Annotated in this window: 21 protein-coding genes; 9 read left to right on the top strand and 12 right to left on the bottom strand. The window is 34.3% G+C overall.

The features are described from left to right. Positions 1 to 265: 265 nt before the first annotated feature. Together CYAN10605_RS02465 and CYAN10605_RS02460 are read right to left on the bottom strand one after the other, a co-directional pair. On the bottom strand, positions 266 to 1,417 hold the full coding sequence (locus tag CYAN10605_RS02465; RefSeq protein ID WP_015218356.1) for a DUF58 domain-containing protein: 1,152 nt from the start codon (positions 1,415 to 1,417) through the stop codon (positions 266 to 268). Positions 1,418 to 1,457: 40 nt separating this feature from the next. Further along, positions 1,458 to 1,742: a DUF427 domain-containing protein gene (locus tag CYAN10605_RS02460; protein WP_015218355.1), complete on the bottom strand. Its 285-nt coding sequence runs from the start codon at positions 1,740 to 1,742 to the stop codon at positions 1,458 to 1,460. 127 nt (positions 1,743 to 1,869) lie between these two features. Between CYAN10605_RS02460 and CYAN10605_RS17710 the strand changes: the two genes are divergently transcribed. The 8 genes from CYAN10605_RS17710 (at position 1,870) to pipX (ending at position 10,725) form a co-directional block, all read left to right on the top strand. Further along, positions 1,870 to 3,279 (top strand): SGNH/GDSL hydrolase family protein, encoded by a 1,410-nt coding sequence (locus tag CYAN10605_RS17710; protein ID WP_015218354.1) that lies wholly within the window; start codon positions 1,870 to 1,872, stop codon positions 3,277 to 3,279. 362 nt (positions 3,280 to 3,641) lie between these two features. Continuing rightward, entirely contained in the window at positions 3,642 to 4,538 is an 897-nt protein-coding gene (locus CYAN10605_RS02450; protein ID WP_015218353.1) for a carbohydrate ABC transporter permease, read from the top strand. A gap of 70 nt (positions 4,539 to 4,608) precedes the next feature. Next, positions 4,609 to 5,448, top strand: coding sequence for a carbohydrate ABC transporter permease (locus CYAN10605_RS02445; protein WP_015218352.1), 840 nt, complete (start codon positions 4,609 to 4,611; stop codon positions 5,446 to 5,448). A 3-nt stretch (positions 5,449 to 5,451) separates the two neighbouring features. Further along, entirely contained in the window at positions 5,452 to 6,573 is a 1,122-nt protein-coding gene (locus tag CYAN10605_RS02440; RefSeq protein WP_306302776.1) for an ABC transporter ATP-binding protein, read from the top strand. 185 nt (positions 6,574 to 6,758) lie between these two features. Continuing rightward, a complete protein-coding gene (locus CYAN10605_RS02435; RefSeq protein WP_015218350.1) occupies positions 6,759 to 7,532 on the top strand; it encodes a DUF8623 domain-containing protein in 774 nt (257 codons plus the stop codon). A gap of 91 nt (positions 7,533 to 7,623) precedes the next feature. Continuing rightward, a complete protein-coding gene (locus tag CYAN10605_RS02430; protein ID WP_015218349.1) occupies positions 7,624 to 8,817 on the top strand; it encodes a Coenzyme F420 hydrogenase/dehydrogenase, beta subunit C-terminal domain in 1,194 nt (397 codons plus the stop codon). A gap of 343 nt (positions 8,818 to 9,160) precedes the next feature. Then, positions 9,161 to 9,994 (top strand): inositol monophosphatase family protein, encoded by an 834-nt coding sequence (locus CYAN10605_RS02425; RefSeq protein WP_015218348.1) that lies wholly within the window; start codon positions 9,161 to 9,163, stop codon positions 9,992 to 9,994. A gap of 461 nt (positions 9,995 to 10,455) precedes the next feature. Continuing rightward, a complete protein-coding gene (gene pipX, locus CYAN10605_RS02420; protein WP_015218347.1) occupies positions 10,456 to 10,725 on the top strand; it encodes a transcriptional coactivator PipX in 270 nt (89 codons plus the stop codon). Positions 10,726 to 11,069: 344 nt separating this feature from the next. Here pipX and CYAN10605_RS02415 read toward each other — a convergent pair whose 3' ends face one another. The 9 genes from CYAN10605_RS02415 to CYAN10605_RS02375 all read right to left on the bottom strand — a co-directional run bounded on the left by CYAN10605_RS02415 (position 11,070) and on the right by CYAN10605_RS02375 (position 23,965). Beyond that, entirely contained in the window at positions 11,070 to 12,956 is a 1,887-nt protein-coding gene (locus CYAN10605_RS02415; RefSeq protein WP_241212793.1) for a glycoside hydrolase family 10-like protein, read from the bottom strand. A 489-nt stretch (positions 12,957 to 13,445) separates the two neighbouring features. Beyond that, positions 13,446 to 14,021, bottom strand: a complete 576-nt coding sequence (locus CYAN10605_RS02410; protein WP_150108922.1) for a TerB family tellurite resistance protein — start codon at positions 14,019 to 14,021, stop codon at positions 13,446 to 13,448. 92 nt (positions 14,022 to 14,113) lie between these two features. After that, positions 14,114 to 16,594 carry an EAL domain-containing protein gene (locus CYAN10605_RS02405; protein WP_015218344.1) on the bottom strand — a complete coding sequence of 827 codons (2,481 nt, stop codon included), beginning with the start codon at positions 16,592 to 16,594 and terminating at the stop codon, positions 14,114 to 14,116. 592 nt (positions 16,595 to 17,186) lie between these two features. Then, positions 17,187 to 18,260 (bottom strand): phospho-N-acetylmuramoyl-pentapeptide-transferase, encoded by a 1,074-nt coding sequence (mraY, locus tag CYAN10605_RS02400; protein WP_015218343.1) that lies wholly within the window; start codon positions 18,258 to 18,260, stop codon positions 17,187 to 17,189. Between the two features lie 137 nt (positions 18,261 to 18,397). Continuing rightward, on the bottom strand, positions 18,398 to 20,272 hold the full coding sequence (locus tag CYAN10605_RS02395) for a two-component system response regulator (protein ID WP_015218342.1): 1,875 nt from the start codon (positions 20,270 to 20,272) through the stop codon (positions 18,398 to 18,400). A 380-nt stretch (positions 20,273 to 20,652) separates the two neighbouring features. Beyond that, entirely contained in the window at positions 20,653 to 21,510 is an 858-nt protein-coding gene (locus CYAN10605_RS02390) for a PfkB family carbohydrate kinase (RefSeq protein ID WP_015218341.1), read from the bottom strand. Positions 21,511 to 21,597: 87 nt separating this feature from the next. Further along, complete coding sequence (locus tag CYAN10605_RS02385; RefSeq protein ID WP_015218340.1) at positions 21,598 to 22,416, bottom strand: uroporphyrinogen-III synthase; 819 nt, start codon at positions 22,414 to 22,416, stop codon at positions 21,598 to 21,600. A 247-nt stretch (positions 22,417 to 22,663) separates the two neighbouring features. Then, entirely contained in the window at positions 22,664 to 23,353 is a 690-nt protein-coding gene (gene cobA / locus CYAN10605_RS02380) for a uroporphyrinogen-III C-methyltransferase (RefSeq protein ID WP_015218339.1), read from the bottom strand. Between the two features lie 159 nt (positions 23,354 to 23,512). Then, complete coding sequence (locus tag CYAN10605_RS02375; protein WP_015218338.1) at positions 23,513 to 23,965, bottom strand: hypothetical protein; 453 nt, start codon at positions 23,963 to 23,965, stop codon at positions 23,513 to 23,515. Positions 23,966 to 24,187: 222 nt separating this feature from the next. Between CYAN10605_RS02375 and argC the strand changes: the two genes are divergently transcribed. After that, a complete protein-coding gene (gene argC, locus CYAN10605_RS02370) occupies positions 24,188 to 25,246 on the top strand; it encodes an N-acetyl-gamma-glutamyl-phosphate reductase (protein ID WP_015218337.1) in 1,059 nt (352 codons plus the stop codon). 232 nt (positions 25,247 to 25,478) lie between these two features. Here the strand turns inward: argC and CYAN10605_RS02365 are convergent, their stop codons facing one another. Continuing rightward, entirely contained in the window at positions 25,479 to 26,369 is an 891-nt protein-coding gene (locus CYAN10605_RS02365; RefSeq protein WP_015218336.1) for a S66 peptidase family protein, read from the bottom strand. Positions 26,370 to 26,592: the final 223 nt, after the last annotated feature.

Genomic DNA, 26,592 nt, shown 5'->3' with positions numbered 1-26,592 from the left:
GGCAAAGGAAAAATTAAGAATTAGGAATTAAAAACCCCGAACACTCATTATTTGTTACTCATTACTTTCTCTCAACACCTGCAACCTGCAACCTGAAACCTGACACCTACCCTTATCCAATATTCTTAAACCGAACTGAGGTTAGTGTTAGGGAGATAGGGAATAGAAAACAGGCAAAAGTTCAGAATACTCATAAGTTGAAGACTTTAAGCAAACAGTTATTGTTACAAGTTAACTACATACTTGTAATTTATTAAACGTGTATCTACTGTAAATGTTTTTGTAATTGACTGACTAAACTGTTTTCAGAATCATAAATTATTCCCTTGAGAGAAGAAGAAACAATATCTTTGTTAAACAAAAAATAACGACTTCCTAAAGGTAAAGAATTTAGGTAATTGGAGTTATTAGAAATCCAAATTAAAGGTAATTGGGGAATATTATTTTTCATGATACCGCCATAATTAACTCCTGCCAGAGTTTCGAGGGTTACTTTTCTTCCATGAATCAAGCCCATATCCCCAATCCAGACTTTAACTTCTAATTGTTGACGACTGGCGTAACAATACATTGACGCAACTGCTATAACTGCATTCTCGAAATCTTGTCTATCCCAATCTCCAGAGTTATCTAAACAGATAGTAATTTCTTCGCCTCCTGTAATGGTTTCTAACTCTCTTACCTGTAATTCTCCTAAACGAGCGCTTGTACGCCAATGAATTAAACGAATAGGGTCTCCATAACGATATTGCCTTAAAGCCTTTGTAACTCCTTCTGTGGCATGATTATAAACTTGATTGCTGTCTCTTTTTCTTGCTTCTTCTTGACCTAAGTTATCAATCAAAGGACAGTTTTGTAAGGTGAGAATATGGGGATAAACGATCGCACTTGTCTTAACTTGATAGTAACGACTACAATAAAACAAACCAAAGGGAGCGGCGGTTCTCAAACTAAGATAATCCCAATGATATATACCTCTGTTATTAGTCTGTAAATAAGCGGTTAAAAGTATTTCTTGCCCGGGTGGTAGGGTTTCAATATTATGTTTTATTTCCTTGCCCAAGGTTGGGGGAATGTGTTCTACAATGGAGATTAAAGTTTTGTTTTTTTGGGTAGGATTATTAATCTTCAGAGAAACGGTTAATTCATCTCCAGCACTAACAGAAGCGATGGCTAAATGCTTAATTTGCAATTTTTTGAGAGTATTAATTGCTACAACAAAATTCAATCCCAACAAAGAAAGTAGCATTCCACTCAAAACATAAAGCCATCCTGCCATTGTATTCGTTGCCGCCCCGAAAAAACTTAAGGCAATACCGATTAAAACCCACCCCCCATAAGCGGGAGTTGCCCAATGATATTCTAGCCACCGAATCAAATTTAAAGGGCTTTTAGTTCTACTTACAGAATGGTTCATGAAGATATTATTGTAATTTGAGGGATATATAAATTCAAGTTTAATTTTCTATTTTGACTCCACGCCAAAAAGCAACATAACCTTTGATATTTAACGCTTTTTCTTTCGGATTGGGGTAATACCAAGCGGCATCTTTATTTTCTTCCCCATTTACTTTTAATGTGTAGTAACTAGCAACACCTTTCCAACCGCAGGTAGTGTGAGTATCACTAGAAATAAAATACTCTGATTTAATGCTATCAGGGGGAAAATAGCTATTTCCTTCAACTATTTCGCAATTGTCACTTTCGGCAACAATAACTCCTTTCCAAATTGCTTTTGTCATAATAATTGAATTTTTACAATGGATAGTAATTATTCTACATCGTTTCTTAGTGAAAACAATGACGGATAAGAACAACAAAGATTACAATGATCTTAATTTATTAACCCAATAGTAAGAATAAATAATCATGACAGTTATTTTTTTTGGAGACAGTTTATTTGATATTGGTAATTTGACCACTCTTGCCACTCCTTTTGGCGTTGAACTCTATCCTGCTCCCTTCTACAATGATGGAAAAGCATCCAACGGACAGGTTTTATCAGAAGCGATCGCAGCTAGAATAGGGGTAGATGTAGAATCCCTTATTCCTTACTCTAGTCCAACATCTCCTTTAAATCCTCTTGAAGAAAATATAGTTTATGCCATTGCTGGTGCAACCACAGGGGTTTTTGGTTCAGCAGGACTTAATTTACAAGACTTTTCCATAGGCTTAGCTTCTCAAATACAAATATTTTTGGAGAATTTACCATCAAATAACACAAATGCCGAAACCATAGAAGTTTTTATTACGGCTGGAAGTAATGATATTTTAGAAATACTTGCCAATCCTAATTTTGCAAATATTTTCATTACCCCCGAAAATGATGATAACGAGGCTTTAATTAACAATACCGTTAACAACATTGTTAATAATATTTCTCAAGGGATATATTCCATAGAAAACCAGACAGGGGATATTTTCGTCGTGGGAGTTTCTCCTCTAGGAGATATACCCTTTGCCTTGCAAATAGACCAACAAATAGATAATAACATTCCTCTTGATCTTGCGGGACAAACTAATCAGCTTTTAAATACCATTGCACAGCAGGTTAATCAAGAATTAATCAACATTTTTGATAATCCTCTCAATGACGTTGCCAATGTCACAATAATTGATGGTTTTGAAGTCTTTACCAATGCCGTTAATAACCGACAAAATGACCTAGAAAGCCCTCTGATTAATCAAATTAGCTATCAAAATTATCTCGCTGGGAATACTGGTTTAGGAGAAAATTTGACCGTAGAAGATTTCTTTTTCCTTGATGGTAGCCATCCCACTTCTGTTTCTAATGATTATTTAGCCGATGAAATTATCTCCCAAATATCTGAATCAAAACTAGATACTCCTATCTATCGCTTTCAAAATCGCAACATTGAAGGTGCATATCTATACGTGGGAGAAGAGGAAAGACAAAGCGTTTTAGCCAATTACCCGGATTTTGTTGAAGAAGGATTAGCATTTAATGTTGCCGATGAATCTGATGATGAATTAATGCCTATTTACCGTTTTCAAAATCTGAATCTTCAAGGTGCATATTTGTATGTGGGAGAAGAAGAAAGACAAAATATCCTCGAAAACAACTCCAATTTTGTCGAAGAGGGTATCGCCTTTTATGTGTATGGAGTTAATAGTAATCAAGCAGATAGTATCTATCGATTTCAAAATCAAAATACTCCCGGTGCTTATCTCTATGTTGGCGAAACGGAAAGACAAGACATTCTTGCTAACTATAGCAATTTTCAAGAAGAAGGTATTGCTTTTGAGGCTCTTATCTAAAACAATCTGAGTTCTGAATAAATTTTATTGGTTATGGTAAATAAAAGGCAATTAAAAATTAGTAATTAGTAATTAATTAAAACCTGACACCTGTCACCTGAAAGCTACCTTTATTCGATATTCTTAAACTGAACTGAAGTTAAAATAAATTTGATGTCAATAAAATGGGATAAAATATCTTTTTTCTCTTGCAATTACTTATTTTAAAAATATTATCTTCAAAATTTTTATTTTTCCTTAACTTTCAATTAAATCAATTCATAAAGATTTTTAATCCACTGAAATTTTTGAAAATTGTGTCATAATTTGATGAAATTCTGATTAGCAGTTATACTATTTTTGTAACTATTTACAACTAAATAATGAGATTATCAACAAATAATTATAACCAAGAAAAATATATCGGTTGGTGGTTGATAATTCCTGCGTTAATTATTCTGACTCTCGTTTTTATTTACCCTATTACCCGTGCTTTCTGGATGAGTTTTTTTCAACAGAATTTAGGTACGGAATTAGAATCAATTTTTGCTGGTTTTAGTAACTACAGCCGATTATTAGGAGATGGGCGTTTCTGGCAAAGTTTAAGAAATACGACTATTTTTACCGCCGTTAGTCTCACCCTTGAGTTAATTCTGGGAATGGTTTTTGCTTTGATTCTCAATCAAGCATTTTTTGCAAGAGGAATTGTGCGTACAACTGCTTTGATTCCTTGGGCTTTACCTACTGCGATTATGGGTTTAGCGTGGGCATGGATTTTTAATGACCAATATGGAATCGTTAATGATATTTTAATGCGTTTAGGTTTCATTTCTGAAAATATTAATTGGTTGGGTGAACCTAATCGGGCGATGTTATCTCTTATCGTGGCTGATGTGTGGAAAACAACTCCCTTTATTGCCATTATTCTATTAGCAGGATTACAATCTATTCCCTCAGATTTGTATGAAGCCCACCAGATGGATGGTGCATCTCCATGGCAGAGTTTTTGGCAAATTACGATTCCTTTGCTAACTCCCCAAATTTTGATTGCTCTTTTATTCCGTTTTGCTCAATCTTTCGGAGTATTTGATTTAGTGCAAGTAATGACTGGGGGCGGTCCTGCGGGTAGTACGGAAATGGTAGCCATTTATATTTATGCTACAGTTCGTCGTTATCTGGATTTTGGCTATGGTGCTTCTTTAGTTGTTGTTACTTTTTTACTGTTAATTTTAGTGGTTGCTTTGACATTTTTTCTGATTTCTAAATTACAAAAAAATTGATATTTAGTATTCGATTTTAGGATTCTGGTTGTAGTCATAATCGTTAATTTTTCTGAATCTTTAATTCTCTATGATTAATACATTAAATAAGCAAAAAATTATTTTATGGCTAGGCATAATTTTCATGATACTATTTTGTTTAGCACCAATGTTATGGCAAGTTTTAACTTCTTTTAAAACCAATGAAGCTATAATAAAAATTCCTACAGTTTACTTCCCTAATTTAGAACAATTAACTCTTGAGCATTATTTCGATTTGGGTTTTGTTTTTCTTCGCTATATGTTCAACAGTGCTTTTGTTTCTCTAATTTCCACTATTCTTTGTGTTGTTATTGGTGCACCTTCCGCTTATGCTTTAGCTAGATTAAATTTACCGTTTAAAAATATTATTCTGTCTTTGGTTTTAGTAGTTAGTTTATTTCCTTATGTTTTACTTTTTCTGGGTTTATTAGAAATAGTTAAATTTTTTAATTTAGGTAATAATTATTTATCTTTGATTATTCCTTATACTGCAATTAATTTACCCCTAACTATTTTAATTTTACGCAGTTTCTTCCTACAATTACCAAAGGATTTAGAAGACTCTGCCCGTATAGATGGTTATAAAACAACGTCTATTTTGTGGAAAATTGTTTTACCTCTAACTTTACCTGCTTTGGTGACAACAGGAATTTTAACCTTCATTTTTGCTTGGAATGAGTTTATTTTTGCTCTCACTTTTATCACTAGAGATAGTTTACAAACTATTCCTATCGCTGTGGCTAAAATAGGAGGCAGTAGTGCTTTTGAAATCCCCTACGGTGCGATCGCATCTGCTACCATTTTGGGAACATTACCTCTGATAATACTTGTCTTAACATTTCAACGCCGTATTGTTCAAGGTATTACTGCAGGGGCTATCAAGGGCTAGTTTTTGCAATTAGTAGTTAGTAATAATGAATTAGTGATTAAAATTATGGCACAATTAAAACTAGAAAATCTCAAAAAACAATTTGCACCCAATGTAATTCCCGTCAAAGATATTAGTTTGACTGTTAATGATGGTGATTTTATCACTCTTTTAGGACCTTCTGGATGCGGAAAATCTACCTTACTCCGTCTGATAGCAGGATTGGAAAAACCTACCAATGGTAAAGTTATCCTTGATGAAAAAGAGTTAAACAATATTCCTCCGGGCGATCGCAACATGGCTATGGTATTTCAAAGCTACGCTTTATATCCCCACATGAGTGTATTTGACAATATCGCCTCTGCCCTAAAAATAAGAAAAATTCCTCCAGAAGAAATCAAAAATAGAGTTAGTGTGGTTAGTAGTAACTTAGGCTTAACCGATTTACTCAATCGCAAACCAAAACAACTTTCAGGAGGGCAACGACAAAGAGTAGCCTTAGCCCGTGCTTTAGTCAGAAAGCCAGATGTTTTTCTTTTAGATGAACCTTTAAGTAATTTAGACGCATTATTGAGAGAAAAAGTAAGGGCAGAATTAAAACAACTATTTGCTAATCAAAATAAACCAGTAATTTACGTTACCCATGATCAAACTGAAGCCATGACCCTATCAAGTAAAGTAGTGGTATTATTAGATGGGTTAATCCAGCAAATTGATACACCTGATCGCATCTATAATCAACCAGCCAATAAATTTGTGGCAGGATTTGTCGGTAGTCCACAAATGAATCTTTTAAACCTAGAATGTAAACAAGGGAGTGCTTTACTAGGAGAAACAATCATACCCCTTCCTAAAGGTAATGAATCTCTTTCCGAAGTTGATTTAGGTATTCGCCCTGAAGACATTACCCTTGCTACGGAAAACCATAAAATAACCGTAACAGGCAAAGTTTTATTAACCGAAAATTTCGGGCGGGAATTATTAGTTAGTGTCGAAATTCCCAACTCCAATCACTTCCTAAGAATATTAATCAATCCTGAACTACAATGGAATGAAAATAATATTAAATTAGCCTTAAATCCGAATAAATTACACTGGTTTTGTACAAATACAGGTAATTCAATCCTATCAGGAATTAATAATTAAGAGAAAGTAAAAGAGTAAAGGGCAAAGGTAATTAATTAATAAATATGAAATCTTCTTACGGATTGAACCATATTTAAACCCCACTACCTGAAACCTGAAACTTGACATCTTTTTTTATAATCATTAATCATACTTTTATCAATATTTAGTAAAAATAAAAATAGATATTTAACATCACTAATTTTATGAACAAAACAAATAAATTTTTGCTTTTAATCCTATTAGGTTTATCTTTAAATATCACCCAATTTAAACAAGTTAAAGCCCAATCAAATAATATTCCATCAAACCTATTAGAAATAGTAACGAAAATTGATAGTGCCGCTAATAATAAAGATATTGAACTATTAGCAGAAAATATTTCCCCCGAATTTGCTTCTTCCGATGGAATCAATTCTGAGTCTTTACAAGAATACTTAGAAAAAATGTGGTCAAAATATCCCGATTTGAAATATACAACCAGCATTGAATCTTGGGAAGAAAAACAAGGGGAATTATCAGCAGTAACTTTAACCAAAATAGAGGGAAGCTATGAAAGTGGTGGCAAAAAATTTGTCCTCAATTCTGAAATAAAAGCTAATCAATATTTTTCTAATAATCAACTAATTAAACAAGATATCATTAGCGAAAAAACAGAAATCACATCAGGGGAAAATCCTCCTCAAGCGAGAGTAAATTTACCAGCAAAAGTAAATGTCGGGCAAGAATTTGATTTTGACGTAATTTTAGAAGAACCTGTTGGTTCTGATATTGTATTAGGGGGAGTATCAGAAGAAAAAGTATCTCCTTCTCTTTATCTTGAACCTTCTAGCATTGAATTAGATGCTTTAACTGCAGGAGGAATTTTTAAAAGAGTTAAGTTACCTGTTACCGATAATCAGGATCACTGGTATTCTGTTATTCTTATTCGTGATGGTGGTATTCGTATGATTACCCAACGAGTTAAAGTGAATGAATAATGAATAGTTACCTAAAATCTCATATCTGACACCTGAAACCTGAAACCTAATACAGACTTTTACTAATATTTTGACATTAATTTAAACAAAAATGACCGTAATCAATTCTCATCGTAAAGCTAAAGCCTTAAAACAAGGTAGTCGTCGCCCTGCAAAAGACTTATGTAGTGAATGCGGATTGTGCGATACCTATTATATCCACTATGTAAAAGAAGCCTGTGCTTTTATTAATCAACAGATTACTGAATTAGAAACCATTGCCCATGGGCGTAGTCGAGACTTAAACAACGAAAATGACCTTTATTTTGGAGTGCATCAGGAAATGATGTCTGCAAAAAAAATTGAACCCATTGAAGGGGCGCAGTGGACTGGTATTGTGAGTACGATCGCCTGTGAAATGTTAACCCAGGGGCTTGTAGAAGGAGTTGTGTGCGTTCAAAACAGTGATGAAGATCGTTTTCAACCTAAACCGATTATTGCCACCACTACAGAGGAAATTCTGGGAGCAAAGGTGAATAAACCTACTCTATCCCCTAATTTATCGGTGCTTGAACAGATTGAACAGTCGGGGATGAAACGCTTATTGGTAATTGGGGTTGGTTGTCAAATTCAGGCTTTAAGGGCAGTAGAGGATAAGTTAGGCTTAGAAAAACTCTATGTTTTAGGTACTCCTTGTGTAGATAATGTCACCCGTGCAGGATTGCAGAAATTTTTAGAGACTACCAGTAAGTCTCCTGATACTGTTGTCGCTTATGAGTTTATGCAGGATTTTCGGGTACATTTTAAACATGAAGATGGCAGTGTGGAAAAAGTACCTTTCTTTGGTTTAAAAACTAATCAATTAAAGGATGTTTTTGCTCCTTCTTGTATGACCTGTTTTGATTATGTCAACTCCCTTGCGGACTTGGTAGTGGGCTATATGGGAGCGCCTTTTGGTTGGCAGTGGATTGTTGTTCGTAATGATATTGGTAGGGAAATGCTTGATTTGGTAAAAAACCAGTTGCACACTCAACCTGTTATCTCAAGAGGCGATCGCACCCAAGCCGTACAAAACAGTATTCCTGCTTATGATCAAGGCGTAACACTACCCATGTGGGCGGCAAAACTAATGGGAGTAGTGATAGAAAAAGTAGGACCAAAAGGCTTAGAATATGCCCGTTTTTCCATTGACTCTCACTTTACCCGCAATTATCTTTATGTTAAACGTAATTATCCAGAAAAACTAAAAGATCACGTTCCTGAGTATGCGGAAAAAATTGTTTCTCAATATAAACTTCCTGATTAAAAATAAAATTTAATTGTTAACTAAAAGTTGACAATATAGATAAAATAAAGAGCTTTGACAATCAAAAGTTCGCACAAGATTGGTAAGAATTAGGAATATCGTATAAGAGTAGGTATCAGGTGGTAGGGGTTGAGTATATTCAACCCTTACGGTGTTAGGGAGTTCGGAGAGTTCGCTGTGCTAGTACACTCCTTTCAGTCGTGAACGGAGTTAGTTAGGGGCGAATGGCCATTCGCCCGTACAGGAGTTAGAAGTTATTAATTCTCAACTATTCACCATTGCCCATTGCCCTTTATCAGATTTCAACTAAAAAAAATCCAATCAATTCTCAATTAACTTAAAAATGAGCGAATCTTCAAATCTTCTTAAAAAACAAAAACTTCTTGATATTGCTATTTTAGCCGCCCAAGAAGGAGGAGCTATTTTAAAACAATATTGGGGTAAACAATTAGATATTAGAGAAAAAGGTAGGTCTGGAGACTTAATTACAGAAGTAGATCAAAAATCTGAAGAAAAAGTATTAAGTGTCATAAAAAGACATTATCCTGATCATGGTATTCTTGCCGAAGAATCAGGCACAATTGGCATCCAAGAAAGTGAATATTTGTGGGTAATAGATCCTCTTGATGGTACAACAAATTACGCTCATGGTTATCCTCAAGCGGCTGTTTCTATTGGCTTACTGGCTTCGGGAAAACCCTTAGTTGGAGTCGTGTATAATCCCATTCGTGAAGAGTTATGGAGTGCGGCTGACGGTTTAGGGGCAACATTGAATCGTGTACCAATTAGGGTTTCCAGAACAAATAACTTAACAAATAGTTTATTAGTAACAGGCTTTGCTTATGATCGTAGGGAAACAGAAGATAATAACTATGCCGAATTTTGTTATTTGACTCATTTAACTCAGGGAGTAAGGAGAGGAGGAAGTGCATCTTTAGATTTATGTGATGTAGCCACAGGCCGACTGGATGGTTATTGGGAAAGAGGATTAAAACCTTGGGATTTATTAGCGGGAGTTGTAATAGTTAAAGAGGCAGGAGGATTTGTCACTGCCTATGATGGCTCTGAATTCGATTTAGATAGTGGAAGAATATTAGCCACTAATGGTTATATTCATTCTCAACTCAGTAACGCTCTGGGAAATACTCCCCACAATACTGCTTTTTCTTTCCGTTAACTAAGTGGGTGAACAAAATTAATTGTAACCTCAGTTCGGTTTAAGAATATCTGATAAGGTTAGGTGTCAGGTGTCAGGTTGCAGGTTGCAGGTGTTAGGGTGATGAGGAGATGAGGGGAGAGGGTTAAGGCAAGATGTAAAGGGGTAAGGGTAATTAGTGAATAGTGAATAGTTGATAATTAAAAATTAAAAATTAAGAATTAAAAACTCCTAACTCTCATGCTCGTTACTTGTTTTCCCCTATCACCTCTCCCTTTTCTCATTACTTATTACCTTCGTCAATCTGAAACTTCTCCAAATCTGATATTGTGGGATTGGACTGACATAATAAGAAGGGCTAAGTGAAAGTAAACAAAAGTTAAGTTATTTATACCTAGCCATAGAATAATTGTCCCATAAGCGATAAAATCTAGTATCGTCCATGATAAACCGCAAAAATGAACCCTGACTAGATAACCTTAATGAGTACAGAAATATACATAAATCACCCTAATTTTGGTCTTTTATATCGGTTGTGTGTTATCGATAAAAATGAGGAATTATTTACTACTCTTTACGCTCAACGTCTCTTTTTTAAAGTAGTAATACAGTCACAATCCCCACTATTTGAGCCTTTAAGTAGAACAGAAGCTCGTATTTTAATGGAGAACAAATTACGCCGTTTAAGAGGTAACGGAGAGTGGCAAACCTATCAAGAAGTTAATAAACTCTATCAAAATACTTTTCAATAGACTTCTTGCAACCTGAGTTCGACATAAAATTTTCGGTTAAGGTAGGCAACAGGCAAAAGAAAAAAATCGACTACTGTCCCATAGAAATTGATTTTAATTTTGCGTTGGTGTCTAATAGTGTTAGTTAAATTTGTCTTATTACTTATATCTTACACTTGAGTAAAGTTTAGCTGGTCAAGGTGGGAATTGCCGAGCCAGAATTCAGGAGTCAGCAAAAAAAAGATTTTCTGATTTCCTGTTATTCAGTATTTTTGCTTTGATGCTACAATATCTCAGGCTTTTGACGGAATTTTCGACCTGAGACCTACCTAAATGAGAGATTATTACCTCTCACTGAGATGAATTTAATTTTGTGTCAAAAAAACAGTTCTTTCTCCATATTTTAGTAGAGATTCAAGAGTAGCTAAACGATTTTTCCATGTTTCTACTTGTTCGGGATTTGTTTGGCTATGTTTTGCTAAAAAGTGGCTGAATCTTACTTTAAATATAGATAAATCTTTTTCAAGATCTTTTAATTTAGCTGGTGTAGGATTTTTGGCTAAATCAGAGAAGCGATCGCCTAATTTATCTGCTTGTGCTGACCATTGTTGTAAGTAAGCGGGATCAATGTTAATTTGATTATTAGCTAATAGAAAAATCCATTCTTTTTGTAATGCTTGATAACGCTCTTGTGCGCTTTGAAAGGGGTCTCGATAAGGAATAGGAGATGCAGTTGTTCCCTGAGTTTGTTGGAGCATTTTTTGCAAAGTGGGTTGAAAATTCTCCGCCGCAAATAAGGCATACCCAGTAGAGGGCATATTACGAATGGATTGAACTTGGTCAAAAGTTTCGGTATCAGGTACGCTTAATAAACGAATGCCCGGAATAACTAAGCCTGAATTTTTCCCTGCTAAATCTTGTATGGATTGGGTTCTAGCTTCAAAACTTCCTGTATCTAAAGCATAGGTCATAAGTACCATAACATCAACCCAACCACTGTAAATCCATTCTTCCCAGTGTTGTTGTAATACATTTAGTCTCTGGTTTCTTTCCATCGGAAATACTGCCGCCGAAAGTATTAAATCTGGGCGTTTTTCTTTGAGTCTTTGGGAAACTTCTGCTACGAAACTATCTATTTGTTTAATTTTAAAACCAGTCCAAACAGACCATGCAGAGGAAGATTTTTGAATTTTTTTCGGATCTACTCCATGGCTTTCTTTAAAGAAATGACGACTGGCGGCGGTGTAACCAAAGGTTTGTCTAGTATGATTATCTTGGAAAGGATAACGAATATAATCTAATTGAATACCGTCCACATCATAGTTAGTGGCAATTTCTTCTAAGAGGGAATAAAGATAATTTCTAACATAGGGATTAGCTGGATCAAAAAAGGCTTTTTTAAATCCGGGGGTGTGATTAAAAACAGCACCATTTTCATCTTTTAACACCCACGTCGGATTGCGAGATAAAACTGGTCCTAGATAGTTTTGTGGTTGTCCTAATATTTGATTATGTCCCTGATTTGCCGCCGCAAAAATCCAAGCCCAAGCGTGTAATTCCATATTTCTTTCATGGGCTAGTTCGATCGCAGCTTTGAGAGGATCCCAACCTTTAGTCATGGGGTTTTGTTCAGGAGCAACTCGGCTAGGATAAATAGGATAACTGGCGTTAATAGTTTCAAAGAAAACGGTATTAATTCCCGCTTCTGCCATTTGATTAAATAAAGGTTCTAAATCAGCTTTAGATCTTGCCTTGACTATAGTACCTCGATCGAGCCAAATAGCCCTTATTTCCGATTGAGCAAAAGGTCTATCTACAGGGTAATTATCCCATAATTCTCTTCTAGCATCTAGCCACATTCTACGAGCTTGGGGAAAGTTTTGACGGGCTAGGGTGGGAAATTCTATTAACAATTGTTGAGCAGATGCGATCGCTTCGTAAGCCCTATTATTACTGTAACGACTATTAGACTTTGTTTCTGTATAGCTAACATTAGTATATTGACGATATTTAGCCAATTCTTGCACTACAGCACTCATAGATCCTTCATACTTTGTATTTTGAGCTTCAGCAGTGATTAAAGTACTTTCGACCCGATAAATGAGATTCTGTAACTCATCCACCATTTGTTCAATTTCTCTGAGAGAGACTTGACTAACAGCAACGGAAGGGCGTTGAGAAATCGATAATGGCTTATTCTGTGCACTGACAACTTCTGTAAATGTGGGGAGAATGTTGATTAAACCTAACATAAATACGGTCTGTCGGATCTGAGTCCAAAGGCTTTTTCTGTTGAATAACATTATTTTCGCTACTTTAACTATATAAATTGATGTTGATCAAAGTTTTAAGAAATATTAAATCACTCCCCACACAATAATAACAGATGGTGTTCAATCAGTGAATAACTCGTAACAATAGACCTCTTGCAACATAAAAATTAAGATAAAGTTAGCGCAATTTAAAAACATTTTATTCTCACTCTCCTCAGAAAGGTTAGGTGTTAGGGTATTGATGTGTTTGAGTTCGGAGGTGTCAAGTTTCAGGTTGCAGGTTGCAAGTGTTAGGGGGATGAGGGGATGAGGGGAGAGGGAGATAAGGTGTCGGGTTTCAGGTTTCAGGTTTCAGGTTTTAGAAGAAAGTAATGAGTAACGAGTAATTATCAACTATTCACTATTCAATATTCATTAAATTGCCCTTTTCGCCATCACTCATCGATGAAAATTTATCCCGAACTCAGGTTAAATAATTTTTTTCAGAAAAAACTTTTTCACATTTCCCATAAAGGCTTTAAAAGGATGTTGAAATTTATCTAACTCATAATCTGCCCTTTGTTCTATCTTTTGCACGACTTCAGGATCAAGATTTAACAATTGAATCAGTTGACGATATACCATTTTTTCATCAGCACAAATCAAATTACCTTGATTGTCAGGACTAGCTTTAATCACCACATAAGCTAATTTTGCACATAAACAACGGTCTTCATTAGTTTTTAGTTGGGATACTAAATCAGAAAGGGGTATTGGATTTTGTTTATAGCGATTTAAAATGTCTTTAAAAGCAATTTCTGCATTAACTCTGGCTTGAGTTTGTTCAGCAACAGTAAATGAAGATAACCCCATAGTATTATAAAAAGGGTCAGGATCATCAAAGTAAATCGGTTCTGGTTCAGGAGGAAGATTCGACTTAAATTTTTCTAATAGTATTTCCGTTTCTTCTTCACTCAATTCATTATCAGCCCATGCTAAAGCACAAACTATATTAAGAATTAACAATTGAGATTCTGGCAAAAATAAACTAGGATTGTCTGACATTCTATAATATTCCTTTTTCATTGATAGTTAATAATATAATCAAGTATATTTAACCTGAAAATTATTTTGGCTAAAAAAAATTTACGCAGTAGCTAGGAATTCGTTAACTGGTGATCTCCTTTATTTAAGAAAGTAGTAATATCTTTAGAGGGTAAAGGACGACTTAGTAAATTACCTTGTATTTGATGACAACCCAAATTTCTTAGTAATTCCATTTGTTCTAGTTTTTCCACACCTACAGCCACTAGACGGGAATTATAACCCTGACAAAATGCACTCATACATTGCACTAAAGATTGATTTTGAGAGTTATTATCTAATTGAGTGATAATAGAAGGGCTAATTTTTACAGTGTTAAAGGGTACTTTTTGTAAATAAACAAGGGAAGAAGTACCACTGCCAAAACCATCAAAACAGAGGCGAACTTTTTGTTCTGATAATTTATTCAAAATTTGATAGGCATAGTCAGGATTGTGTAAGAAACAGTTTTCCGTGATTTCCAACTCCAGTAAATGGGCAGGTAATCCAGTTTGTTCGAGAATTTTGATAATTGTTTCTAAAAAGTTGGGTTGGCAGAATTGACGGGCAGAAATGTTAACCCCGATAGGTAGAGGTGAAATGTTTTCGTGAGTCCACTTTTGCATCTGCATGGTGGCGGTTTGTAAAATCCAAATCCCTAGGGGCAACATAAAATCAGTTTCTTCTGTTAGACGCAAAAAGTGACGGGGAGTAATTTTTCCTAACTCAGGATGCTCCCACCGCAGTAGAGTTTCTAAGCCCGTTAGTTCCCTTGTGTTAATATCTGTTTGAGGTTGATAACAAAGGAAGAATTGTTGTTCTTTTACGGCTGTACCAATTAAGTTTTCTAGTTTCAGAAGACTAGCACCTTTTGGAGTGAGGTTAAATCCTGTTGCTCCATAATTAGGATTGCTTATTTTCACTTGTTCAAGGGATAGTAAACCGTTTTTGGTGATTAAGGATTTATCTTCCCCATCTATGGGATAAATCAATAAACTTAATTTCAACTCTAGTTTAACTTGTTTATTGGCTGTTTGTTCTTGTAAGTAGCTAGTAAGAGTTGAGGATATTTTTTTTGTAATTCTAGCAGGATCTCTTGGTCCTCTGATATGGGGAAATAAAACAGCAAATTTGTCTTCATCCCATCTGGCTATTAGATCTCCTGTTCTAAGGCATGATTGAAAAATTTGAGTAAAGTTTTTTAGTAGTTTCTCACTTTCATCTTTTGGGTGTTGATTTTGATATTCTTGCCAGTTTTCGATTTGTGCAAACAAGACTCCCATTAGATATTGATAACGTTGAGCATTTGCGATCGCAATTTCTAATTGTTGTTCAAATAAATTTTGATTGGGAATATTTAAAAGAGCATCATGAAATGCTAAATAATTGGAATAGTCTTGTGTAGAACTTACCTGCTTATTAGGATTACGAAGTACAAAACAAAAAATTTCTTTATTCTGATAAGTAATTAAACTAACACTCGACTCTAAATTTACCAAAGTACCATCAGGACGACGATAAAGATACTCTTCTAGTAAATCTTGCTTCGTTTCTTGTACTTGAGTTAAATCTTTATTGAAACTGGCTAAATCACTAGCAACAATATTGTAGAGAGTTAAATTACTTAAGTCTTCGGAAGAATATCCTAACAATTTAGAAAAACCATCGTTGATTTCAATAATTCTGCGATTACTGGCATAGGCAAGAAAAACTCCCTCAGAAATATGTTTAAGAATGGCAAGGTAACGAGATTGACTATCTTTTAATTGAGCTTCAGTTTGTTTTCTTTGAGTAAAGTCATAAATATAACTTCTTACCAGTTTTTTTTCAGACAAATAATGAACATACTGCTCAAAGACTTCTGAGCCGATTTTTACCTCTCTGAGAAATAAATTTCCTTGCCTGTTATTGTACTCAGTTAATAAACCCGAAAGAATGGGATGGTCTAATTTATCCTCATGAATTGTCTCAAACTTAATACTGGCGGCAGGATTTATATAAGTAATATTTCCTTCCCAATCTAGCTCAATAATAGGATTTGGACTTAATTCAGGGAATGAGGCTAAACGAATCAACTCTTGTTGGTCTTCAGGATTACTAGAATTTTCCTCTTTACTAATCATTGTTTCACTGGATTGATTAGTTAGAGTTACTCGTGAAGCGGATATGCGGTCTAAGTTTTCTGGATTGAAAAGATCAATGCTAGAATCGCTAGGGACAATATAATAATTGGCTTTTGCATCAGTACCAAAACGAATACTATCTCCGTGTTTCAACTCATGGGAAATAGTTGAATGCCCGTTGACAAATACACCATTAGTACTTTTTTTTCCTTGTAAATCTCCATCTATTAAGCGATAAGAAAAATTTTCTCCCTCTTCATCCATTTTACGAATTAAAGTGGCGTGGGTTCTTGAAACTTGATAATCGTAAAGAATAATGGGGTTATGAGAATCTCGCCCGATAGTGTAGTTGCTTTCTTCTAAAAAGACGATTCTTCTGCCTTTTCTATCTTCAATCACGAGAATGTGACGAAATTCTTGTGCTTCACTCATTATGGATTTACCTAGAATAACTAATTTATGTTAAATAAATGTCAACTTTTTTCTTATGGCGGGTTGTTTTGAATACTTTGATTTGACTAATCTATCTTTATCTTTTATCAATTATAGTTCACTAAGTAAATTATATTTCACTTGATATTTTACACTCCCGTCACTAAACCAGACGGGTTATAGTGAGGGACTCTTGGTTCATTGATTCGCCGTTAGAAGTGACCTCAGTTGTTTTGGGGGAATGTTTGATTTAGCGAGTTTTCAGGCTTTAATTAATTGCTAATTAACCTGAGTTTTGGATAAGCTGAAAGCATTATTTTCTCCTAGTCAGAAAACCTTATAGCTTCTTCTTAGAAATAACGATAAAATTGCCTTAACCCGAATTGACGTTAAATAGTTAAGAATTAAGAATTAAAAATTAAGAATTAAGAATTAAAAACCACGAATACTTACTACTTATTTATTATTTATTACTTGTTTCCCCCTTTCCCCTCATCACCTCATCCCTCCATCCCCTAACACCTGCAACCTGACACCCGCAACCTGACACCTGACACCTACCCTCATCCAATATTCTTAAACCGAACTGAGGTTAATTACTAATTGAGACTACCATCAAGACTAAAATTGTATTAATGATATAAAAAATACCCACTATTTGTGTTTCACTCCAGCCGCTTAATTCTAAGTGATGATGAATAGGCGCCATTTTAAATAATCTTTTTCCTTTTCCTTCTGAGTCTTTTGTTGCTTTATAATATGTTACCTGTGCAATAACAGATAAAGATTCAATAAAAAATAACAAACTGATAATAAATAAAGCCCATAGGTTTTCGCTTAAAATACCCACTCCGGCTAATCCTGCCCCTAAAGCCAGTGAGCCAGTATCACCCATAAATACAGAGGCTTTATTGCGGTTGTGTAACACAAATCCTAAACAACTACCACTAATGGCTAAACAAAAAATCAGTAAATCAGGATGGGAGTTAGCTATTAATATTCCTAAACCTAAAAATGCGATCGCACCTGTGCCTCCTGCTAATCCATCAACACCATCCGTTAAATTAGTAGCATTACTCTCGGCTACCATGACAAAAACAGCAACAAACCAAAAAAGAAAACTTAGAGGCAAAATGATGTTGAATGGTAGAGTAACATTTGTGATAGATGCCGGTTGAGTGAAAAACATCCAGACACAAAAAATAATGGCAAAACCCACTTGTAAAATTAATTTTTGTTTAGGAGTTAAGCCTAAATTTGTTTTTTTACGCAAAATTTGCCAATCATCAACCCAACCTATAAAGCTATAGGCAAAAGTTAGTAATACTAAGGCAATGACATTAGGACTGAAATTTGCCATGATTAGAGCAATAATTAAGCCAGTGGGAATGAAAAAAATTCCCCCCATTGTAGGAGTTCCAGCTTTTTTGAGGTGACTTTGAGGGCCGTCTTCTTGAATAATTTGAGAGGCTTTAATTTTCTGTAGTATGGGAACAACGATATAACCTAAGATACCGCTAATGAGCGTCGCTATCCACAGAGGCAGAGTTTGATTTTTATCTAAGGATACAAAAGAAAGTGTAGAGAGAATTAAGGTTAGCAAGATTAAAAGTAACCATCCTGTAGGATTTAAAATGCGATTAACTGATAATGTATTAGTTTTCATAGTTATTGATAATTAGTCATCAAGAAGAAGTGTTTACCTTATAAAAGACTCTACCTCAGAGGGTTATTTCAGGTTGTCAAAATTCTATAATAAAATGGTCTTGATTTATTTGATTAATACGATTTTTTTTGATAGGTTTATTCAAAAACTGAGGCCAAAAAATCAGTGGCACTATTGACATCTAAAGGAGGAGAATAGAAATAACCTTGAGCAAAATCACAACCAAGATAAGTTAAAATATCTTTCTGCATTTTATTTTCTACTCCTTCGGCTACAACTTCCATTTCCAAACTATGAGCTAAAGCTAGAATCGTTTTAATAATAGTTTGACTACTCACCTGCGTACCAATTTTGTCCACAAAACTTTTATCTATTTTGAGAGTTTTAATCGGCAAAGAATGTAAGCGACTAAGGGAAGAGTATCCCGTACCAAAATCATCAATACAAAGGTTAATTCCCCTATCATTTATCTTGTTTAAAATCTCAAAGGTTGAAGAAGTTGCATCTTCTAAACATCCCTCCGTAATTTCTATTTTTAGACAACTCTCAGGAAATAATTTTTGAGTTAAAAAATAGTCTATTTTTTCTGTAATGTTACTTTGAGATAAATTAATAATTGATAAATTAACATTGACAAATATATGGGGAAAATTCCGAAAAGAAGAAAACCAAATTCCCAATTGATGACAGGCTTTTGTCAATACAAAATCGTTTAGCCAATTGATTAAGCCTATTTCCTCTGCAATGGAAACAAATAATTGTGGAGAAATAAAACCAAATTGGGGATGATTCCAACGAATTAAGGCTTCAAAACCTTTAATAATATTATTTTTTAAGCAAAAAATCGGTTGATAATATAAGTCTAATTTTTCTTCTTCCAATGCCTTTCTTAAATCGTTTTCTAACTCTAGCCTAGATAAAGCCTGATTTCTGGTAGTTTCATCTAAAATAACATAAGTTCCCTTCCCATTTTTTTTTGCCTGATATAAGGCAACATCTCCATCCCTTAAAATATTAGTAACATCTACTTTTTGATAATTATGAATTGCCACCCCAATACTCGCATTAATAAACAATTTATAATTATTAACAATGAAAGGTTTTTGTAATTCTTGCAACAGTAACTTAACAGTATTAGTGACACTTTCTACACATTTATCATCTTGTAAGAGAATAATAAACTCATCTCCTCCAAAACGACTAACAAGAGAATTTTCAGGAGAAAAATGTATCAATCTTTCAGCAACCAAGACTAATAATTGATCTCCGATTAAATGTCCTAAACTATCATTAATTACTTTAAAACGATCTAAATCAATAAAGAGAATAGAATGAAAAACATCTGCGTTGCTCAAGTTTTTTTTGTTTGCTTCTTGAATTAAATCAGTTAAATAAGAATTAAGCCAGCTACGATTTGGTAATTTTGTTAAATCATCATAGTAGGCTTTATATGCTAATTCCTTTTCTCTTTGTCTTAACTCTAATAATGCTTGATGTAAATGTTTTGTTTTTTCATTAACTTTATCCTCCAAATTTTTATTCAATTTAATTAGTTTTTTTTCAGCTCTTTTTCTAGCTTTTACCTCTGCTTCTAATTGTTTATTTTTATGGCTTAGTGTTTTGTTTATATTGACTAATTTTAAATGTATTTTAACTCTATATAATACCTCTTCTGGTTGAAATGGTTTTGTTATATAATCAACTCCACCTATTTTTAAGCCCTTTATTTTATATTCTAAATCGTCTAATGAGGTCATAAAAATAATGGGAATATTTGCGATCGCACTATTCTTTTTTATTTCAATACAAGTCTCAAATCCATTAATTTCAGGCATTTTTATATCTAAAAGGATTAAATTAGGCTGTATTTTTAAAGCTTTTTCTATTCCTTGATAGCCATTTTTACACTCAAAAGTTTTAAAATTTTCCTGCTCTAAAATCTTAACCAAGACTTTTCTATAGGTAGCGTTATCATCAATGATTAGAATTAAATCTGAGTGTTTATCTCCCATAAGTTATTAATTTATTTATAGCTTAATCAAAAATTAAGCAGTTTTTAACCTTTAATTAACTAAAATTTTTATACTGACTCTTATTATTATAATCAAGAATTTAAAGTATATGAAAATATTTTTTACATATAACAATCCATACTCTTTTATTAATTAAAAACTATATTTTACGAAAAAAATAACTTTAAGAAAAAAATTATAAATGATGGTTATTTTACAACACTTATAATGAATTAAGACAAAATACTTTCTATAATCTTTGTTTAATGTTTTTTATAGCAAAGTAAAGGCTAAAAGTTTATAAATTATTATCCAATAATTCCTTATTTTTTAAACTAACCAATAATTTACATATTCAACATAATAGAGCCTAAATAATATCATTGAAATTGATTTAAAATAACTATTGCTCCCGAATGACTAGCAATATAAGCACCAATTTTATTAGCTTTAGCAATTATTTCAAGAGGTTTTAAACCTTGTAAATATCCAGTTATAATAGCCGCCGAAACCCCATCTCCTGCACCCACTGAATCTGCATTAATATTTTTTTTTGCTCTTGATATTTCTCCACTATATTCTCCTGTTTTATCAATCCATTTAGTGCCTTTCTCTCCTTGAGTTAAAACTATTAAATCTAATTGATAGTTATTTAACCAAGTTGAAAGATTGCGATCGAAGTTAAGATGATTAATGAGATATTCTGCTTCAAATAAGTTAAGTTTGAGAATATTAGTCTGATAAATACTTTGTAGAATTATTTGTTGGTCAATTATCGGATTACGCAGGTTTAAATCTAAAAATTTTATCCCTTTAAATTGACTGATAATAGTGTTTATTGTTTGACGGCTGACAGTATTTCTTTGAGCTAAAGTACCAAAATATAAAACTTGGTAATTGTGTAAATTATTGAGTAAATTATGATCTAAAGCTAAATAATCCCAAGCAACATTTTCTTTAATAAAATAGCTTGGCTCTCCACTTTTGGTTAAATTAACCATTACTTTGCCTGTTTCTTTTTCCTGATCCCATTGTATATAATCAGAACTAACCCCTTTTTGGTGTAAATTTTTGACAATTTCCGCTCCTAAAATATCTTGCCCAATTCTCGTTAACAGAGTAACTTCTGCCCCTAGTTGTACACAGTTAACACTAAAATTAACAGGGGCTCCTCCTAAAACTTTCTTATGGGGAAGAAAATCAAATAATGCCTCGCCAATGGCTAATATTTTATTCATGATGATGATCAAAAAATCGGAAACAATGGCAAACTATGAAATATTAGTAAATTTTGCTATAACCAACAAGGTCATAATTTGAATGATTTATGAGGTGTATTGCTTTTTCACCAGAGAATCAACTAATCCTTCCAGAGTATATTCTTGGGCTTCAATATCAACTTTACCTAATAATTCTTGACAAGTCATAGATGTTTGAGGACCTATAGATGCGATCGCAACTTCTGTTAATAATGATGATAAAGTTAACTGGGGAGTTGTTTGTAAGGCTTGAGTCACAAGATAATGAAAATTACGGACGGTTTTTGAACTAGCAAAGGTGATAATACTAATAACTTCTTTTACTAAAGCGTCCCATACTGTATTATCTATGGTATCAGGACAAGTGGATTGATAAGCGGGTATTTCCACAACTTCTCCCCCTTGTTGAGTTAATTCTTGTACTAAAATTTCTCTACCTCCCGTTTCTACCCTAGGAAATAGAATTTTTTTGCCCTCAATACTTTCAGGAAAATGAGTCACTAGAGAATCAGCGATAAAATCAGGAGGGATAAAGTCAGGAGATATATTATATTTCTCCAAAAAATGAGCAGTTTTTTTGCCAACCACAGCTATTTTTAAGTTTTTGAGATAATTAATATCCTTCCCAAGATGATGTAACCTTTCCAAGAAATACTCAACCCCATTAGCAGAAGTAAGAATTAACCAATGAAAATCGGCAATATGATTAATCGCTTTATCTAGGGGTTGCCAACTAGAGGGAGGTTTAATTTCCAAAGCTGGCATTTCCAAAACTGTCGCCCCTTTGGCTTCTAACATTTGCCGAAAACTATTTCCACTTTGATAGGCACGGGTAATTAAAATTGTTTCTCCTGCTAAGGGATATGATTCTCGATAATTGGACATTATTTGACTCTACAATATATATACTAATTTCACGGATGGTTGGGAGAGAGGGTTTGGAGTTCGGAGTTATCGGGTGTCAGGTTTCAGGTTTCAGGTTTTAGAAGAAAGTAATGAGTGTTCAGAGTTTTTAATTCTTAATTCTTAATTTTTAATTATCAACTATTCACCTTTGCCCTCCCCTCTCGAGAGGGGTGATAAAAGGGGGTTTGCCCTTTGATAATCTATTTACTAATTACTCCTTCCTTACTTATCTAACCACTTTACCAATAACAATAATGCAGGGAGATAAAGAAATATTAACTGTTTGCTCAACAATATTCCCTAGTGTGCCTTTCCATATTTGTTGTTGGCTGTTTCCTGCTTGTTTAATAATCGCAATGGGGAAAAGATGCGATCGCCCGTACTCTTGGAGTTTATCGACGATAATAGGTAAATTTTTACTACCCATTAAAATAACAAGGGTGTCAACTTGGCTGAGGACTTGCCAATTCAATAAATTAGGATCATGTCCTGTGACAACCATAAAACCATGACTATTTTCTTTTTCTGTAAGGAATATATTAGCTAACAAAGGAGCGGCAATAGAAGAAGAAATCCCCGGTATAAGTTCATAGTCCGTATTAATAGCTTGTAAAGTTTCAATTTCTGGATTTATTCTCCCAAATATCCCCGGATCACCTCCCTTGAGTCTAATTATAGTTTTATATACGGGTGCATATTGTGCCAATAATTGGTTAATTGTTTCTTGGGGAGTACTTACTTTTCCTCCTCTTTTACCCACAGGGATTTGTAAACAATTTTCCGGGACAAGCTGAAGAATTTGATTATCAATTAAAGCATCGTAGATAATAACGTCCGCTTGAGAAATGAGACGATGAGCTTTTACGGTCAAATGATCAGCATCACCAATACCAGCACCGATAAAAAATACAGTCATTCAATCATTAAAAATTAGGAATTGAGCAAATACTAAAAAATAGTTGACAATTAATCAAAAAAGTTATTCACTGACAACTAAAAGTTGACAATATATATCACCTCAACACCACAATACCCAGATAAACATCATATTTTTAATTTAAGATATACCAAATCATTAAGCAGAAGGTAATCTTTGGGTACAGGGGCGAATCAAGGGACCGGGTAAAATGCGATCTCCTTCTACTCCTACAGGAATACCTCTTAATTGTCGTAAAGCATTAATTGCCTTAACACAGTCACAGCCAAACATTTGTACTGCGGTATCGCTTTCTTCTTCTGTTACATCCAATAATAGATGTCCTTCTTCATTTTGCTCTACATTAGGGAATTGATTCACAGATTCTTGTTGATCAACTTGGGGAAAAGCCGCTAAATATTGATTTCCTGTACAGAAACTGCGATCGCAGTTTAAGTTACTAGGACTAGGATTAGATGTAGAAATAGAACCTTCAGAGTTTAATAAGTCCAAGGCTTGAACAGAATCTCCATAGACTAGATTAAGAAAAAGAGTTCCAATCACAGCGGGAGACGAGAGTAATAAAATTTTCAGCGAAGAATTAATATTCATAATCAAAACTTATTCACTATCACACCAGAATAGATCAATTTTTATCAATTTTACCAAGATTCTATTGATTTATATTTAGGCAAGTTTCAGGTTTTAATTAATTGCTCATTACTCATTGCTAATTGCCTCGAACCCTATTTTTTCCGAAAGAGGCGATCTAATTTGTAGGTTTCGTATTAAAATTCAGCAAAAGTGTGATTAAATTTATCGTCTTCAGCAATTATGAGTAATTCAGGTAAAGTTTCTGTGGGGATTGTAGGTGCGTCTGGTTATGGTGGCGTACAATTAGTTAGGTTACTATTAGACCATCCAGAGGTTGAGGTTGTTTATTTAGGGGGTGATAGTAGTGCTGGAAAAGATTATGGCGATTTATACCCTCATCTATATAATAAAGTCAAAACAAAAATAGAGCCTATCAACCTAGATGCGATCGCATCTCGTTGTCAAATAGTGTTTTTAGGACTTCCTAACGGTTTAGCCTGTGGTTTTGCTCCTCAATTAATTGCCAAAGGCTGTAAAGTATTAGACTTATCCGCTGACTACCGTTTCAAAAACCTAGACACCTATACGGCATGGTATAAAACCGAAAGAGAAGATAAAGATATAGCATCCACCGCAGTGTATGGTTTACCTGAATTATATCGAGAACAAATCAAAAACAGTAGTTTAATTGGTTGCCCCGGATGTTACCCAACTGCTAGTTTGTTAGCTTTAGCCCCCTTATTAAAACAAGGTTTAGTTTTACCAGAAACAATTATTATCGACGCAAAATCTGGAACATCAGGAGGAGGAAGACAAGGAAAAATAAATTTGCTTTTAGCAGAAGCAGATGGTTCATTGGGAGCTTATGGAGTAGCAAAACATCGTCATACCCCAGAAATTGAACAAATTTGCTCAGATTTAGCTCGTAGAGATGTAAAAATTCAATTTACGCCCCATCTCATCCCCATGCCGAGGGGAATTCTTGCCACAGTTTATGGCACATTAACTGACCCTGGATTAGTAACCGATGACATAATTACTGTTTATAAAGCCTTCTACCGTAACTCTATTTTTGTAGAAGTTTTAGATAAAGGAATTTACCCGCAAACAAAATGGGCTTGCAGTACAAACGTTGGATATATAGGTATTGAAGTCGATCCTCGTACAGGTAGAGTCATTGTTATGTCAGCAATTGATAACTTAATTAAAGGACAAGCAGGACAAGCCGTACAATGTTTAAATATTATGATGGGATGGGAAGAAAATCTCGGTTTGCCCACTCTTGGTTTTTATCCCTAAATAATCTCAAGTCGGTTTAAGAATATCGGATAAGGATAGGTTTCAGGTTTCAGATATTAGGGGAATGAGTTCGGAGTTAGAAGTTATTAATTATCATCAACTTAATTATCATCAACTATTTACCTTTGCCCTTTGCCCCTTGCCCTTTGCCCTTTTAACTTTGCTCTGTACATCGTTACCCTTTGTTTATCTTTTCCAGTTTATCTTCCTAAAAGTCTATGAAATTAGGAAATTAGAGAAAACTTAAAATCCCTGTTTCTCCATCTATTTCTACTTTCCCCCCCACTGGTAAACAGGCATTATCCCCATCATGTCCAAAAGGTAAGTTGCTAATAATCGGTATCTCCAAGCCCTGAAGGCGATCGCACCATACTTGTTCTACAGTCCAACTGGGAATACTTTCAGGAGCATCACAACCACTGAAACGACCTAAAATAACTCCCTTAACTTTGTCCAAAATGCCCATTAAACGCCACTGGGTAATCATGCGATCAATTTTATAGGGAGCTTCCTGCACGTCCTCTAAGGCTAAAATTACGTCATTAAATTTGGGACATACAGGGGTACATAGTAAGTGGGTTGCTACAGTTAAATTCGCTGGTAACAGCCTTCCTGTAGCTTTTTTGCCTCCCCATCCTTTCCCTTGTAACTCCGGCAATTTTTCCCCTTCAATATAATTAAATAAACGCTCTATTGACCATTGAGACTCCTGAGCAATAGTTGTTAAAACTGGACCATGAAGACTGATAATGTTCTCATTATAAAGACTCCATAACAGGCTTGTGACATCGGAAAAACCGATGAACCATTTCGGAGGATTAATTTTTGCCCACTGCCAATTTTCCAATAATCTTGCCCCTCCATAACCTCCTCTGACGCAGATTATTCCTTTATATTCAGGGTTTGTCCATGCTACTTCTAAGGCTTGACGACGAATAGCATCATTTCCAGCCAAATATCCTTCCCTTGCTTCATAATTTTCCTCTAAAACAATTTCATAACCTCTTTCTTGCCAAATTTTTAATCCTTCTTCAAATCTTTCCTTTTCTCTTTCTCTTAATGTACCACTAGGTGCGATCGCAATTAAAGTATCGCCTTTGTGCAATGGGGGAGGAACAAACATAATGTACTCAAAAAAAAGTTATTATCCTAAAAAAATATTGTTTATTGTCGATTGTAAAGACTTAATTGTCAATGATGAAATGTTAGAGAAAAAATTTATTATTCATATTTGTTTTTATCTATAGTAAAACTGCTAAATTTTATTATCTACATCAACTAATCAAAAGTTAAGAAAAAAGATAGAAACGCCCATGAATATTAAAGATTAACATCCGTTCTTTAAC

This window comes from Cyanobacterium aponinum PCC 10605, assembly GCF_000317675.1.
Classification (GTDB): Bacteria; Cyanobacteriota; Cyanobacteriia; order Cyanobacteriales; family Cyanobacteriaceae; genus PCC-10605.
Note: the sequence above shows the minus strand (reverse complement) of the source record. Positions and strands in the feature narration are given on the sequence as shown.